This is a genomic window from Bacillus sp. SM2101, from assembly GCF_018588585.1.
GTDB classification, from domain to species: Bacteria; Bacillota; Bacilli; order Bacillales; family SM2101; genus Nanhaiella; species Nanhaiella sioensis.
Genome location: NZ_JAEUFG010000032.1, coordinates 1 through 15,813, shown reverse-complemented (window position 1 = coordinate 15,813; position 15,813 = coordinate 1). Strand labels below are relative to the sequence as shown.

At 34.5% G+C, this 15,813-nt stretch carries 13 protein-coding genes; 9 read left to right on the top strand and 4 right to left on the bottom strand.

Annotation, left to right across the window (positions count from 1 at the left end):
* Window positions 1–38: 38 nt before the first annotated feature.
* The 4 genes from JM172_RS20750 to JM172_RS20735 all read right to left on the bottom strand — a co-directional run bounded on the left by JM172_RS20750 (window position 39) and on the right by JM172_RS20735 (window position 4,191).
* Window positions 39–299 carry a hypothetical protein gene (locus JM172_RS20750; RefSeq protein ID WP_214484289.1) on the bottom strand — a complete coding sequence of 87 codons (261 nt, stop codon included), beginning with the start codon at window positions 297–299 and terminating at the stop codon, window positions 39–41.
* Between the two features lie 513 nt (window positions 300–812).
* On the bottom strand, window positions 813–2,063 hold the full coding sequence (locus JM172_RS20745; RefSeq protein ID WP_214484288.1) for a polysaccharide deacetylase family protein: 1,251 nt from the start codon (window positions 2,061–2,063) through the stop codon (window positions 813–815).
* A gap of 667 nt (window positions 2,064–2,730) precedes the next feature.
* Window positions 2,731–3,378 carry a hypothetical protein gene (locus tag JM172_RS20740; RefSeq protein ID WP_214484287.1) on the bottom strand — a complete coding sequence of 216 codons (648 nt, stop codon included), beginning with the start codon at window positions 3,376–3,378 and terminating at the stop codon, window positions 2,731–2,733.
* Between the two features lie 102 nt (window positions 3,379–3,480).
* Complete coding sequence (locus tag JM172_RS20735; RefSeq protein WP_214484286.1) at window positions 3,481–4,191, bottom strand: CPBP family intramembrane glutamic endopeptidase; 711 nt, start codon at window positions 4,189–4,191, stop codon at window positions 3,481–3,483.
* Window positions 4,192–4,576: 385 nt separating this feature from the next.
* Between JM172_RS20735 and JM172_RS20730 the strand changes: the two genes are divergently transcribed.
* The 9 genes from JM172_RS20730 to JM172_RS20690 form a co-directional block, all read left to right on the top strand.
* Window positions 4,577–5,338, top strand: coding sequence for a MerR family transcriptional regulator (locus tag JM172_RS20730; protein ID WP_214484285.1), 762 nt, complete (start codon window positions 4,577–4,579; stop codon window positions 5,336–5,338).
* A gap of 44 nt (window positions 5,339–5,382) precedes the next feature.
* The gene (locus JM172_RS20725) at window positions 5,383–5,742 is read left to right on the top strand and encodes an MmcQ/YjbR family DNA-binding protein (RefSeq protein ID WP_214484284.1); all 360 of its coding nucleotides are present in this window, start codon (window positions 5,383–5,385) and stop codon (window positions 5,740–5,742) included.
* 310 nt (window positions 5,743–6,052) lie between these two features.
* Window positions 6,053–6,781 carry an ABC transporter ATP-binding protein gene (locus JM172_RS20720; RefSeq protein ID WP_352223935.1) on the top strand — a complete coding sequence of 243 codons (729 nt, stop codon included), beginning with the start codon at window positions 6,053–6,055 and terminating at the stop codon, window positions 6,779–6,781.
* Window positions 6,778–7,806: an ABC transporter permease gene (locus JM172_RS20715; RefSeq protein WP_214484282.1), complete on the top strand. Its 1,029-nt coding sequence runs from the start codon at window positions 6,778–6,780 to the stop codon at window positions 7,804–7,806. Before JM172_RS20720 ends, JM172_RS20715 begins: the two co-directional genes overlap by 4 nt.
* Window positions 7,807–7,880: 74 nt before the next feature.
* Window positions 7,881–8,546, top strand: a complete 666-nt coding sequence (locus JM172_RS20710) for a TetR/AcrR family transcriptional regulator (RefSeq protein ID WP_214484281.1) — start codon at window positions 7,881–7,883, stop codon at window positions 8,544–8,546.
* Between the two features lie 800 nt (window positions 8,547–9,346).
* Window positions 9,347–12,433, top strand: coding sequence for a GNAT family N-acetyltransferase (locus tag JM172_RS20705; protein ID WP_214484280.1), 3,087 nt, complete (start codon window positions 9,347–9,349; stop codon window positions 12,431–12,433).
* Window positions 12,420–13,277, top strand: a complete 858-nt coding sequence (locus tag JM172_RS20700) for an amidohydrolase family protein (protein WP_214484279.1) — start codon at window positions 12,420–12,422, stop codon at window positions 13,275–13,277. Before JM172_RS20705 ends, JM172_RS20700 begins: the two co-directional genes overlap by 14 nt.
* A 462-nt stretch (window positions 13,278–13,739) precedes the next feature.
* Entirely contained in the window at window positions 13,740–14,036 is a 297-nt protein-coding gene (locus JM172_RS20695; protein ID WP_214484278.1) for an antibiotic biosynthesis monooxygenase family protein, read from the top strand.
* An 890-nt stretch (window positions 14,037–14,926) separates the two neighbouring features.
* On the top strand, window positions 14,927–15,813 hold an 887-nt coding region (locus tag JM172_RS20690), incomplete at its 3' end, for a ZmpA/ZmpB/ZmpC family metallo-endopeptidase-related protein (RefSeq protein ID WP_284730491.1).

Genomic DNA, 15,813 nt, shown 5'->3' with positions numbered 1-15,813 from the left:
GTTCAATGTTCATTGAGTTTATTACAAGACACTCACACTCAAGTTTGACTGTTTTTATCTTTACTACTTGTATTCGTTTGTTGTTTATAAAAGCTTGTTGTAATTACATAGCCTAGAAAAATAATTGCATACAGACTAAGATTATTTTTCCAGCTAAAAGCCTGTAAATCAAAAAAGATAGAATATCCAGGTACGTAAAAGTAACTTATTATTATAATCAACACTGCAGGGATTCCTAGAAATTTTTCACTGGCTATGTTGGCTAGCGGTATTTGTCCATAGATTACTTTATTGTCCAAATTAGCACGGTTACTATCCAGATAGCGGCTTTTACTATCCAAATAACTGCTTTTACTATCGAAAAATGATCTTTTACTATCCAAAAAGCTGCGTTTACTATCGAAAATGATCTTTTACTATCCAAATAACTGCTTTTACTATCGAAAAATGATCTTTTACTATCCAAATAGCTACTTTTACTATCGAAAAATGATCTTTTACTATCCAAATATCTGCGTTTACTATCGAAAAATGCCCTTTTACTATCCAAATACTTGATTTTACTATCCAAAAAGCTGCTATACTATCTAAAAATCACCTTTTACTAACCGAATATCTGCTTTTACTATCCAACTACAAAAAAAGAGGCTTCTCTTCGCGAGAAAAATTGAGAAGCCGCTCTATATCTCTTCAATCCAAGTAAATGTGACTATTTGCTCGTCAACATCGAAGGTAGTGACCTCCCCGTCGTGTCTCTAATTGCTTTTTTAGAAAGATTTACACTAGGATTTTAAACGTTCACCACAGTAACATTAGTCAATTCCAACGAGTTTTTTATATTCATTTATCGTCATTCCAGGAGGAACATTCAAGCGGTTCAATAGGTGTGGATCATCACCTTTTTTTACATAGCCTCGTTTAGTTGTAAAAGCCATTTTAAACCCTTCCTCTTTCACAACTTTTACTATATCTTTATTATATTTGCCAAAAGGATAAGCAAAGTAATCTGTCTCCAAGATTGATTTATTCAATCGTAAATCTTCTTGTACTTCTTCAAGAGGCTTAGCGACTAAGTGACTTGTTTGTCCTTTTAGCCGATGCATATTATGTGTATGAGCGGAAACGGAAAAAACATCTCTCATGTTATCAATTATTTGAGTACTCAAATATTGAAATTTTGTAGCTTTTGGATTATATGGTGCCCCTTCATTCGGAGTACGGCCAGTTATAATAAATAAATTTCCAAGTTGTTTATTGGTTTTTAATACTGGATAAGCATATTCATTAACAGACTGTAGCCCATCATCAAATGTCAACGCGACGACTTTTCCAGGTAAATTCGTCGTACCATTTAGATAACCTTCTAAATCTGTGAGTGTAATAGTTTCAACTTCTTCCTCAGCTAATATAGTCATTTGCTGAGAAAATTCATGCGGAGGAATGATATTGAGATTACCAGGGTAAAGATTGTCTTCATCGTATGAAAAATGGTGGTACATTAATATTGGAATCCCATCATCAAGTTCTACGTCTGACTTTTTTACATAGCCGACCTTACCTGCTACCTTCACTTCATAATAATCGTTTGACTCAGACATGATAGGATATCTTAAGTTTTGAGCAATCGTTGCGATAGGATGAAGAGAATCTGATGGTTGTTCAAATATATTTGTTTCTTTAATCGTAATAAACATATCGTTTGTGTTTTTGGTAGACTTCAATCTGTATGGTTCTTCATTAACAATGACATCTGTTTTTTTTACATATCCATTTCCGTTACCAAAGGAAATTTGCCACCATTCATTGCTATAATCACGTAGTATCTCGAATGTATGTCCATTTTGTAAATACCCTACAATGGTGAATTCTTCCTTCCTATTATCGTATACAGGAGTAAAAGCGCTATTAGGCTCTAATTCTAGTATGCTTGTTTGTTGACTTGCTTTTGTAGGTGTGTAATTAATACTCATAGCAGATTGAACAATGCCAATAACGAATGCAAAAAGCAAAAACAATCCTGCCATGACACTTAAAGACTTAAAAATCATTTTATACCTTTTCATATTTTCCCCTTGTTCCAATGATGATTGATTATTATTACTAATAATGGAAGATAGAATGCTATAGTCACATATTATACAATTAATAAAATTTGAGAGCTATAAGTAAATGAGCACATTACTTAGTAACTAATCTTTGTTGATATTAGTATAGATGTCTAATTCATTTCAATGGTATGTATATCCAATCGTAGTTTAGTAGCTAGGTTATTGTGAAGAGGGAATAATTACATTTTTTGTGTATGATATTTAGGTGGAAGGAGGTAATGAGTTTAGTTGTTATTTGTAGGCTGTTTTCGCATAAACTGTTGTTATTCGTACTAAGGTCTTAACACGTATAAATATAGAGTTAGTGACAGCCTTTCTTCTGCAAATCAAAGTATACCAAACCACTGCATGCGGTTGAAAATATGTGAATAAAAGCAATATATTATACGAAAATAGCCTTTTGTAAAAGCTCTTTTCACAATCTTTCTTATTATTCTATTAAAGTTAGGGTAACTAAAAATGTTCGATTAGTATTATTTTTTAAGCTGTAGAAGCAATCCTATAACAGCCTAATTTTTTTATTATACTGTTGTCGACATGATATAGAGGCTTTCTTACGTGAAATGATAACAAGCGCTAGGGAAATCTCCCAGCGCTAGTAGTTTTACCGTTGTCCTACTTGTTATGAAGAAGCTGCTTTATTCGATTTTGGAAAGACTGAATATGATAGTGAGATCACCGCATCAAGTGTTAGAATGATCATCCAAATTCTGCTTAGGTTATTTACAATTGCGTTGTTAAAAGGGAAAGTAGCATTTTTATTGTTAAGCCAAACTGTAAATAGTTGTTCGATGCTGTTAATATTAACAATTTCTTCTGACAAACCGTAAGAAATGAATAATATGAAATGTACAATAGCAAAGATAAGAAAGTGAGAAAAAAATTGTTTTCGTTGATTTTTGGCATGAGCTTTACCATATAGTACTTTAGCTGGTTTAGCTTGAGGGATAGGTTCTCCTTTCCAAAGAGCAACTTTTTGTTGAATAATAGTATCTAACTTTTGTGCATCTGCTTTACCGTATGTGAGAGCGTAGACGATAATAACTAAAATAATGATCTGATAGCTCGTAAAATCTCCTGTTTTTAAATAATCAAAAAACCCCATTGCTGCAATCCATAGATCATTTATGATAAAAATGAGAAATAAAAGCATGCTCAGCTTTTTTAACCCAAACCAATAGCGAACAGTCAAAAATGATATCATAAACACCCAAAAGAAGATTTCAGCAATAATTAAAAAAATCCATTTATGTTCTAGCACGAAATCCATAACGAACTTCTCCTCCTAATTTTTAAAAGAGCTTTGGACTCTCATTTCAATTTTCAATATGACCTCTGAAATTAAACCCTAGCTAACTCCTTATATGTGATACTAGGCCAAAGCTGTAACTACTACAGCAATACCATTAAAGCAACCATGAATGATCATAGCTGGTATGACCGACCCTGTCCGTTCGTATGTCCATGAAAAAACAAGTCCACTTACAAAAGTGATTGGCAGCACATTATATGTTGGTATGTGAACGAGCATAAAGATTAATGAGCTAACCGACATACCGGTATATATCCCCCATTTCGCCCTTAGCCATTTATAAATAAACCCCCGATAAAAAATTTCTTCATAAAAAGGAGAAATTACACTAGCAGATACAAACCCAATGATAAAGTTAACAGGAGTGACCTGCGATTGAATACTAGCTGTTTTACTATTTTCATAGCTAACTCCAAACCACGACATAGCAAATAGTAAAATGACGCCAACAATGATTAAAAGTATTATCCAAAGTATAATCCATGTCAAATATTGAATTGGAAACGATCGTAGACCAATATCCTTCCATGTTAAATGATGAGGCTTTAATGAAATCATATAAATACTATATAGAAAACATATTGCCATAATTAGCCCAGTGAAGGTACCTGCATATAGATCGTTTGCTAATATATTATTTATATATGCATGTAATAAATATTCAATAAGTATGGGTACAACAACGAATGCTACTATAAGTGCTCCTATGAATTCCTTCCATGTCCAAACTTCATCTTTAAAATCGAATCGTGTAATTTGTATACTTTCCATAAATAAATCCTCCAAATTAATGTATGTTTTAGTAAGAATGGTGAATGACTTCGATATGAATAAATTCCATATGATACAATTATTGTAAAAGGTGACGTAACGTCACCTGCAAGTACTTTTTCTAAAGTGTTTTATGGGATATTGTCAGAATAGATGGCATTTTTTAACAATCGTTATGAAAATAACTATCCGTAAACTTTGTTGATATAGTTCCTATAAAGGAAGATTTTGCTCAACATTCACCTTTTTATAGAAGAAAAGATGCTCCGAAAAATTCGTATATCCATAGAAATGTTTTACCTAAATGGTTTTTAGAAAGTTATTTTTCTTAATTTAGGAGTAGTTTGTTATGAAATTATTGTGCTTGCTAATAGGGGGAATAGAAGTGACATATTATTCAACGGGTGACGCTTCAAAGAAGCTTCATCTTTCCGTACGAACGCTTCGTTACTATGATCAAATAGGACTCGTCGAACCGACGATTAAAGAAGACAACGGCCGACGTCTTTATTCAGAGGGAGATATGCTTAAACTAGAAAAGATTACAATACTGAAAGCTCTCACACTTTCTCTTGATGACATTAAAAAAGTTCTAGATCAAATCACAGTTCAAGACATTTTAGTTGTCCATAAAAAGTCATTAGAGAACCAAATTCTTGAGCTACAAGGGTCGTTGAATCATACAACGACGATTTTAACTAGTATAAGAGTAGAACAACAATTAAATTGGGAGGTTTTGTTACCACTAATAGATGAATATCAACATCGTAAGTCAGCAGAACAAAAAGAAATGATTTGGAAGGAGTTTTTTAATGAAAAGGAAGTTGATGCACTCTCAAATAACCTTCCAAAAATGGGCGAGGACGATGAGCAAACTAAGAAGTGGATTAACATTATTAGGAGGGTGGAGTTATGTTTGAAAAACAGCATAAAACCAGAATCTGCAGAAGGTCAACTCATTGCAGAAGATATCCTATTACTGTCGAAAGAAACCTTTCATGGAGATGAAGAACTGGAACTGAAATTTTGGGAAGTTCGCAAATCAAAGGAGAAATCTAAAAAGCTAGGACTATATCCGATGAATGACGAAGTTGTTAAGTTTATCGAACAAGCTATTGATTATATTTTAGAAGAAAATTACATATGAAACGGATAAACAAAATCATCAAAATCATAAAAAGGAGAGATAAGATGGATTTCAAAGAGCTGCAGGAAAGTTGTTTAACAAAACGAGGTGCTTATGAGGATTTTCCATTTGGGGATGATGCGCATGTGATGAAGGTAGGAACTAAAATGTTTGCTATTTTGTCTCAAGGAGAAACCCATCCTGCCATTAGCTTAAAATGTGAGCCAGATGTTAATGAAATGCTTCGTGAGCAATATCCAGCCATTAAACCAGGTTATCATTTAAACAAGCGACATTGGAATACAATTACAGTTGATGGCACAGTACCAAATAAACAAATCTTACAAATGATTGATAGGTCTTATGAATTAGTGTTTAACAGTTTAAGAAAGGCTGAAAAGGCAGAGATTAACGAAAAAAATTAAAAGCTGTTTTCGCATAACAGAAACTCAGCTTCAACAATTACATTAATGACTAGGGTCAATCAGATCAAAACACCATTTACCTATGCCAATGTAATTATCACAACAAAAATACAGGCTCTTTTCGTAAATTTTGTTGCAATATAGAAAATACTCAACAGTCATCGTTTTATAGCAGAGAAAATGTAACGAGTTTATTTATAGTACGTAAACCAACAATCTATGCGAAAAGAGCAAAAAAACATTTACATATAATTGAAATGCAACGTATAATAAAAGTGAGTAATCACTCACTAAAATGGGGGGATACAACGTGAATAATGATACTTGTATTTCAGTTAGTCATGTAACAAAGAGGTTTGGTAAAAAAGCTGCGCTACAAGATGTAACATTTGACATTTCCTTCGGAGAGTTTTTTGGTTTACTTGGTCCATCTGGAGCTGGAAAAACAACACTCGTAAAAATGATAGGTGGAATAGATGAAGTAACTGAAGGGTCGATATCGGTTTTAGACACTAAGATGCCTAATTTAAAGATGATGAATAAAATTGGTTTTATGGCACAATCAGATGCGTTATATAATGAACTAACAGCATTTGAAAACATTGATTTTTTTGCTACGATTTATGGTTTAAAAGGCCAGGTAAAGCAACAAAGAATTGATAAAGTATTAGAACTGGTCAACCTGCTACCAGAAAAGAAAAAGCCTGTTCACCAGTTTTCTGGAGGAATGAAGCGGCGGTTATCACTTGCTATTGCTATTGTTCATGAGCCAGAAGTTTTATTATTAGATGAGCCGACTGTTGGGATTGATCCTATCTTAAGACAATCGATTTGGGATGAATTAAGAAGATTAAAAGATAACGGAAAAACAATCATCGTAACAACACATGTCATGGATGAAGCAGAGAAGTGTTCTCGCCTCGGTATGATACGAGAAGGGTGCTTAATCGGACTCGGTACACCAGAGGAGTTAAAAGCCCAAACGAGAGCTAACACTCTAGAAGAAGCCTTTTTAACATTCGGGGGTGTAAGAGGATGAGAATAAGAGCGATGGTTATACGAATTATTCGTCAGTTCTTGAGAGATAAACGAACGATAGGTCTTATGTTAGTAGCCCCTATGTTTATTTTATGGTTAATGTCGCTAGTATTTGATGGTAACGAATACACACCTACAATAGGGATGGTTGATGTCCCAGATATGTTGTTAGAGCAACTAGAAGAGGAAAATGTAGAGCTACTTTCGATAAATCAAGAAGAAGCAGAAACAAAGCTTACTGAGCAAGAAATAGATGCATTTATTATTATGGATCAGAATGTACCGCACATTAGCCTTGAAGGTAGTGATCCTACTGTCAATAAAGCGGTTTTATTATCAATACAACAAGCATTTCAACAGCTGGAAAACGAGCAACAATCGTTAATAAAGCCTGAATTCACATATTTACATGGTTCAGATGAGATGGCTCTCTTTGATAACATTGGTCCATTTTTAATCGGTTATTTTGCATTTTTCTTCGTATTTTTAATTGCAGGGGTCTCTTTCTTACGAGAAAGAACGAGTGGTACGTTAGATCGTATATTATCTACACCGCTCAAACGGTGGGAAATGGTTATAGGTTATGCTTTAGGATACGGTATATTCACAACCGTTCAAGCGACTATCATTGTGTTCTTCTCAATAGAAATTCTTGATATTATTATGGTTGGATCAATTTGGTATGTGTTACTCATTACATTTCTATTGTCATTAACTGCACTCACTTTAGGAACATTCTTGTCTGCATTTGCTAATAACGAATTGCAGATGATCCAATTTATCCCGCTAGTTATTATTCCACAGGTGTTCTTTTCTGGATTATTCCATTTGGAAACAATGGCACCGTGGTTACAGTCATTAAGTGTAATTATGCCGATGACGTATGGTGGGGATGCTATGAGAGACATTATGATCCGTGGTGGAGGCTGGGCTGATATACAAATTGATGTATTCGTCTTGCTTGGATTCTCTTTATTATTTATGGTATTAAATGTAGTAGCTTTAAAGAAGCATAGAAGATTATAAAAGTATAAAAAGCTGGTATTTCAACATGGTGATAGAAGAGAGCAAAAGCTAGCAGATATAAGGAGTTAATCATAATGCAGGATAAAGAATGGCTTGAAGAGCTTCTAGAAATGGGTAGTCGTGACGAAAAACTTAGTCCTAAGCAAAAGAAAATCCTTGAGGCTGCTGTTGAAATATTTTCCGAAAAGGGATTTGCAGCATCATCTACTAGTGAAATAGCCAAAAGGGCTGGGGTAGCAGAGGGTACAATTTTTCGACATTACAAAACCAAGCATGACCTATTAATTTCAATCGTAGTTCCAACTTGGACAAAAATTATTACACCATTGCTCGCAAAATCATTCGTGAAAGAAGTGTTTAAGAAAAATCAATACAATCAAGCGGAGGATTTTCTTCGAGCGTTACTAACTAACCGCTTAGAATTCGCTAAGAAGCATTTACCGATGCTGAAAATCCTGTTGCAAGAGATCCCTTTTCAGGAGGAGCTGAAAGAGCAATTTACGAGTATATTTACAGAACATATATATGTTCAATTGCAAAAGATTATTGAACATTTCCAACAGCAAGGGGATATTATTGATCTCCCTTCAAAAACGGTTATCCGTATGATTTTAACTACTGGTATTGGATTTATTCTTACAAGGTTATTCATTTTACCTGATGCTGAATGGGATGACGAACAAGAGATTGAGCACACTATTCAATTTATGCTCTATGGTTTATCTGGGAAAGACAGTTAAAAAACGAATATTAAGAGCAAAAATAATAGCTGTATGTACAGGGTTAATGTTAAACAACAGTCAATATGAAAATATCCATTTAAAAGGAAATGTGTGTAAAATCATACATTTCTTTTTGTTATTTATGTGTCTTAAGTTTTGTACTTTTTTATATAACTAATGTGAATGTTACCTCTTATATAGAGGCTCTTTTCTTAAACGTTATTGCTATTGTTATCCGATTATGGTTTTTACATGGTTAGTCATTGTTGTACAGGAGGAAAGATGCCACGATCTTTAGTTGTCTACGTGTTTGGCTCTTAGTACGAAAAGCAACAATTAATGCGAAAACAGCCTTTATAGAAGAACATATGCCAAGCCACTGTAGTTGGATACATAATTATTTCTACGTACGAAAAACAATCAAAGCGGAAAAAATTCTTACTTAAAAAGCTAATTAAATTAATACAACTATTACTATTCTAAAAAACATTTACAATTATCTGTACATTCGTTAGTATAAAAATGGGTATTAATCTATTTTTTTGAATATTAGCAATGGATAGTTTAGTATCTAAAAAAATATAAGGAGGAGATTGAGATGGTAATAACAAAAAAGTTGAAGGATTTTCATAAGGTTAGGAATTGTAAAACGTAGAAATAAGAAAAAACTACAACTGAGTGTTCAACAATGACAAGCGACTTTTAATAACGAGGTATTGTTCTAGAAGAACTAAGCTATAAATACGAAATGAAAGCAAAAAGCTTCTAGAGTGGAATCACTGACGGATTTGTTGAGCATTTCAATAAGGAGAATGATCATGGGGAAAGTGACATCAGATATTAATATTGTAGAATATCATAACGGATTAGCTGAAGCTGTAGCAGATATGTGGAATAACAGTCAAGAGGGCTGGGGAGGTTCCACATCTGTTAAAACAGGTGTACAGGTGAAGGTACAGGAGGAAAATTCTAGTAATATTAAAGTATTTTTAGCAATGGACGGAGATATGGTAGTTGGTTATTGTTCTTTATCTGAATACCGTGAAGATCGAGGAGCTATGTATATTCCATTATTAAATGTTCACCCAGATTATCATGGGAAGAAGATTGGAAAAATGCTCGTCACAACAGTATTAAACGAAGTAATTCAAAGGAAATGGCCGCGTCTTGACTTGTATACATGGCCCGGAAATACGAAGGCTGTTCCTCTTTACAAAAAATGTGGGTTCTTTTGGGAAGATCGTGATGATACTACACATTTGATGAATTTTATTCCAACTGTGCTCGCTACAGATGCAGTGAAAGGTTATTTTGCAAAAGTAGATTGGTATACTGCTAGTGATCGACAAATTGAGGTCGTACCAGACGATATTAAGCGTAATCATTTTGTTTATTACGAGTATTCGTGGAACGACGAGAACTATGGAAAATTACGTATGCAGTTTGAAAGGTCAGGACGTGGTTTACGGCTTATTGAAACGGATGACTATTTAGTAGAAGCTACAGTAGAGGATTTTGAACTTGTTTGTAATAAATCCCATCAAATCCAATTTCATGTCATAAATAAAACCAATGAGCCACTTCAATTTCGATTTGAAGGGGAAGAGCAAGGGCAAATTAGATTCTTATATGAGAATGAAGTCATGGTCGAAGGTGAAAAGACTATTGAAGCGATGTTCTCAATCGCTGACTATGTGGAAGAGCAAAGTCCGTGGCGAACGCATCCAGCTGTGCAAACAAATGTGTGGATAAATGGCAAAAAAGCTACTTTTGCAATTGGAGTGAATCCAAAATTACCTGCAAATATAAAAGCTGCTGCACCACAAGAGCAATTTATGGCAGGGGAAGAGATAACCTTTTTCCTTGATATTGAAAATCAATCGAAGGGCGAGCAAACATTTTCTTTCTCACTACCTTCTACGAATTTGCTAACGATTAAGCAACAAAAGATAGAAGTAACATTACAAGGGAAAGAAAAAATGTCTATACCGATCGATGCATACTTACATGACTATGGTTTTTATGGACCGGAAATAGAAGTGTGTGTTATTAGGGACGGTCATACTGAACAAACCTTTAATAAACGAATTGGGGTTGGCTTTAAAGGGATTGGCGCGCAATTTGACGGGGAATGTGATGAATACTGGCATATATATAATGGGAGCTACCAAGGATATTTTAGTAAGTTTAATAATCAATTCATTCCCGGTCGTATAATGAGTGATTCTCAACCGACAACGCTCATGTTTCCTAAGCTTGGGAAGCCGTATAACGATGAGTTTTCTAAGAGAAAACCAAAGAAGGTGGAGTTTGAGCAACAACAAGGAGCAATGGTTTTAAAGGCAACATTTGAATCAGAGTCGATGAATAACATTTCATTTGTTTATATTTATAAGCTTTTTGCAGAAGGTTTAATAGAAGCAGCAGTACAACTGACGAACGAAGGTAATGAAGCTACATCAGAAGATGTGTGGATAAGTCAGCCGATTTATCATAGTCTGGAAAACCCAATTTTTCATTATAATCATGAGCTAGTTGAACACGGTAAAGGCTTCACTTTTTACGGAGAATGGGAAAGCTCTAAGCTTACGGAAAACTGGATTTTTTCACAATACAAACCTTACCCTAGTGGATTTTGCTGGCCAAAGCAATCGCAGTTGCAATTTGAAAACTGGTACACATATTGTGAACAAAACCTTGGTAAGCTTGATGGAGGAGTGACTGTACAAACAGAGCCAATCTTCATCAACATAGGTGCCTTTCAAACATGGAAAGAATTCCGTCGTTTCGCGGAAAGAAAGCCTGTCAACAAACAGTTGCCACAGGATGCAATTGAGGTTGTATATAATGATAGAAACCCTGTTATCTCAACAAATGAAATCGTCATTAAAACCGAACAAAAGAAAAATACCTCATCTGATGGAACTGTCCAAGTCACCTTGGCAAATGACACATACGCAGGAGAGCATGAAGTATCTGTCCCAGTTAAGCAGATTCATGATCCGTTCGTACATGTGAAGGTGAAAGATCGACGTAATAATATAGTATATTATTCAGACCGTGTCTTACTGAAACCTTCAAATGATAAAGTTGTGCATCATATTGTTGAAGAGGATGACCTAAAGGTTCATAGAGTGAATAATGGTTTAATAGAAATAGGAGCATCAACAGACTTTTTCCCTACGCTATTTTCATTAAAAATGAATGGAGTAGAGTGGTTAGACTCATCCTTTCCAAAACTAACATCTAAATCGTGGTGGAATCCATGGTCAGGTGGTATTCGTAGCACAATGAGTGATTTAAGTAACCGCTCTTGGAGCAAGGAATCATCTTCGATTCAGTTTGCTACTTTAAAGGATCAATTTCATAATGTTTGGGAAGGTTTAGAAATTTCAACGAGCATTACAGAACACGAAAAATATAAAGGACTTAATTTTCATCAATATTTTGTTATGCTACCAGGGGTACCTGTCGTTGCTCATTTCTCGAAAATTGAACAACATACAGGCACGTACCTACTCGATAAAAAATTGGAAACTGAATTGTCTATCAAACCAAATTCACATTTGGATAAAACCTTTATACAAAATGGTGATGTGAAGGTTACTGGTGGTGGTGCGGAATACGAGGCTAAATTAGAACTTCAGCATGCGTTTGGTGGGGATGAAGTAGACGAATTACTACACATCATTCAACATGATGAAGTATCTGAGACTGAAGTATATATGAACAAGGATGTGAATTTTACAAGTATCAATCAAAAGCTACACTTAGCTAATCGTCAAACAATATTTACAAAACCGTTACTCATTACAGTAGGCAAGGGTAAAATTAATCACAAGGCACTGCATCATTTAGCAAATTTAGTTCTAACAAAAGAGGAAAAATTGCATGAAAATTATTGATGCTCACTTGCATTTTTCAAATATTAATAGCTTCTTTCAAACTGCAGATGAAATGTCAAAAGTTAATTACTCATCTGAAGGAATCGTAAAGGAATTTGAAGACGCAAATGTCGTGCTTGGGATTGCAATGGGGTTAACTGAAACGTCCAATCAAGGATTTCCTTCAAAGTATGCACAAACACCTATGGGGATTGATCTATCGTCGTCAATTCCTCCTTCTATTGTATATTGTGCAGGGGTTAATCCTTATACTTTAACTAATGAATCATTGCGAATGCTCGAGAAAGAAGTTCAGAAGCCTCATGTAGTCGGGATAAAAATTTATTTAGGGTACTATCCTTTTTATGCGTATGATGACGTTTATAAGCCAGTATATAAAATAGCTGCGAAATATGGGCTACCAGTCGTATTTCATACAGGAGATACTTATTCAGAGAGAGGCTTATTAAAGTATTCCCACCCTCTTACACTTGATGAAGTTGCTGTAGAGCATCGTGATGTCACTTTTATGATGGCTCACTTCGGAGATCCGTGGGTGTTAGATGGAGCAGAAGTAGTATATAAAAACTCTAATATGTACGCAGATTTATCCGGTTGGCTTGTTGGTACAAAACAAGATATTGAAAAGCATATAAACTCCAATTTTTTAGATCATATACGTCATGCTTTAACGTTTTGTGATCGTTACGACAAGCTATTATTTGGCACAGATTGGCCACTTGCTCCGATACAAGCATACATTGATTTAGTGAAGGAGCTAGTACCAGAGCAGCATCACGAGGATGTTTTTTATCATAATGCAATAAAAGTGTTTCCGAAAATTAAACCATTTTTAAATGTATAAACGTTTTGTTATTTTTGCAAAGATATATAATGCCGTTTATTTCTTGCTAAAGATAAGGCTGGCCAATAACCTTTATAGTAATACGCATACATGTGTTAGCTATTTTGACAAAGGTTTTATAGGCCAGTCTTTTTGTTTTTTAAAGACACTTTTATCGCTAGTGTTACCAATTAAAACAGCAAGAGATGGTTATACACGTTTATTATATAAAGAAGTGATGGTGCCACGAGCTTTTGGTGTATATGTGTGATTTTTTTATTTTGAAAACGAAACAACAGTTAATGTGACAACTAGCTTTGAAAAAATGCTATTTCTTTAATATTTACTGTTTATATATTATTGTGATTCCGTGACGATTAAGTGTAAAAATTGAATAATGCAAAGGTTTGCTGTTAAGATGGATATAAGAATGTAAAGTGATTAAAAAGATCTTATCCAATAACAGAAAGTGGAGGTTATAACATGTATGTAGTGATGAATGTGTTAACTGTACCTGAAGACGGTAAGTCAAAAATGGTTGAGTTATTTAGCAAAAGTGCTGAAAATATGAAAAAGGTACCAGGTTGTGTAGAATTTCAATTTTTAAGCTCGTCGGAAGAAGAGAAACAAGTTGTGTATACAAAATGGGAAAGCAAGGAAGATTTTAAGGCATGGACTGAAAGCGATGCTTTTCGTCAAGCTCACGCTGAGCGTCGAACACGAGGCACAACTGCAACTGGATCAAAGATAGAAATCTATGAAGTCGTACATAGCTCGTAATATGTGACATGAAGATGTTAAATTAATATGTAAATGAGATGTTTAAAAGGTGTTAACTATGTTATTTTTAGGTTGTGAAAAAAAGAAAGTAGGAATATATTTGCTAAGGTTCCCTATATGATCTATTTAGCGCAAAAAAATTTTCTCCTCGGAAGGGTACTTTGTGTAAAAAAATATTAGGAAAAATTAGACTTTAAGCAACCTTAGCCCGCTACTCAAAGGGCTAAGGTTTTTAAGTTTCTGAAGATGCTTGTTTAACGATTTGAAAAAACAAGTGCTAGTCCTGAACAAAGGATAATAATAGAAAACCCTACTTCTATATGTAGCTCTTGAAAGCGATATACTTTTTACTTTTCAGTAGTAATCGTCCTTGACTTAACCTCGCACCCTCTTGAATTCCCTAACCTTGTTTAAGAATGTGATTTCTTTTTTTTAAGGGACTATTCCCTTTTCTTAATTTCTCACCTGTAAATGAATTTTCTCTTTTTATGGAAGTCCTTATTTTTCTATGCCGTTCATGTTTATATATTGGTGGACATTTTCTATTTTCACCACCTTTATATTTTACCCATTGATATATTTTTTTGTTTAACACATTCTGAATTTACTCACTCTCCTGGTTCTTACCTCTATCATAAAGCCCGTACCCCTTACCAAACACCCTTTCAGTCATAATGACCATTATAATTTTCCTCACGTATGGAGTATGGATCTACTTGCAATAAGTGACTATGTTCCCTGTTTTGAATAGTAGAAGAAAAAATCAACCTTTTTCTCAACGGAAAAATGTGGTATAAAAATAGTTGGGTATTGTCGAAAAGGGAAGAATATTGCAATTTATCACATTTTATGTCTGTAATTTACAAAAAAATCCATAGGAGGGTTGTAAAATGTCAAACAAATTTAAGCATCATTTTTTTATTCGTTTATTTTTATTCATTTTATTAAGTCTATCATTGACTTTACCCATTAATGAAATACAAGCTTTAGCAGAAGAAACAGGTAGTGGAACAATTGATTCTCCTTATTTAATTTATTCTGTCGAGGATTTAAAGGGGATAAGTAATGAATTAGGTGCGCATTACAAACTGATGAATGATATAGATCTCAAAGGTGAAGAATGGACACCAATTGGCACTAACAGTGCCACGTTCACAGGTACATTAGATGGGAACGGATACAAGGTTCATAATCTTGTAATCGATCAATCTAGTATAGACTATATCGGCTTGTTTGGTTATACATCAAATGCAACGATTAAGAGCTTGGAATTAAACGATATCCAAATCACAGGGAAGAACTATGTTGGCTCCTTAATCGGTATTGCAGCTGGAACGACAATCATCGAGAACGTGAAACTAACGGGAAATAGTACAGTTAGTGGAGCGAACTACGTAGGTGGATTGGTTGGTAATGTAAGGGGAGCGCTAGCTACAGAGATCAAACTAACAGAAAACAGTACGGTTCATGGAGCGAGCTATGTAGGAGGATTATTTGGCTCTACGAACGCTGGAACGTTAAATAAAAGCTATGCTTTAGGAACTGTAACTGGAAGTGGAAATGGAAATGGCGTAGGTGGACTGATTGGAATTAACGGCAATATGTCTGTGAATGAAAGCTATTCAACATCCAATGTAAGTGGAGGAGAGTATGTAGGTGGACTGATTGGACAAATTCCAAGCTCTTCAGGAAACATGGTAATTACGAACAACTATGCATTAGGTGATGTGAGTGGAACAACATATGTGGGTGGCTTAATCGGTTATACATCACGAAA

Coding starts and splice junctions, on each gene's coding strand:
- JM172_RS20745 (WP_214484288.1), bottom strand. CDS start 2,063: ATGAAAAGGTATAAAATGATTTTTAAGTCTTTAAGTGTCATGGCAGGA.
- JM172_RS20740 (WP_214484287.1), bottom strand. CDS start 3,378: ATGGATTTCGTGCTAGAACATAAATGGATTTTTTTAATTATTGCTGAA.
- JM172_RS20735 (WP_214484286.1), bottom strand. CDS start 4,191: ATGGAAAGTATACAAATTACACGATTCGATTTTAAAGATGAAGTTTGG.
- JM172_RS20725 (WP_214484284.1), top strand. CDS start 5,383: ATGGATTTCAAAGAGCTGCAGGAAAGTTGTTTAACAAAACGAGGTGCT.
- JM172_RS20715 (WP_214484282.1), top strand. CDS start 6,778: ATGAGAATAAGAGCGATGGTTATACGAATTATTCGTCAGTTCTTGAGA.
- JM172_RS20710 (WP_214484281.1), top strand. CDS start 7,881: ATGCAGGATAAAGAATGGCTTGAAGAGCTTCTAGAAATGGGTAGTCGT.
- JM172_RS20705 (WP_214484280.1), top strand. CDS start 9,347: ATGGGGAAAGTGACATCAGATATTAATATTGTAGAATATCATAACGGA.
- JM172_RS20700 (WP_214484279.1), top strand. CDS start 12,420: ATGAAAATTATTGATGCTCACTTGCATTTTTCAAATATTAATAGCTTC.
- JM172_RS20695 (WP_214484278.1), top strand. CDS start 13,740: ATGTATGTAGTGATGAATGTGTTAACTGTACCTGAAGACGGTAAGTCA.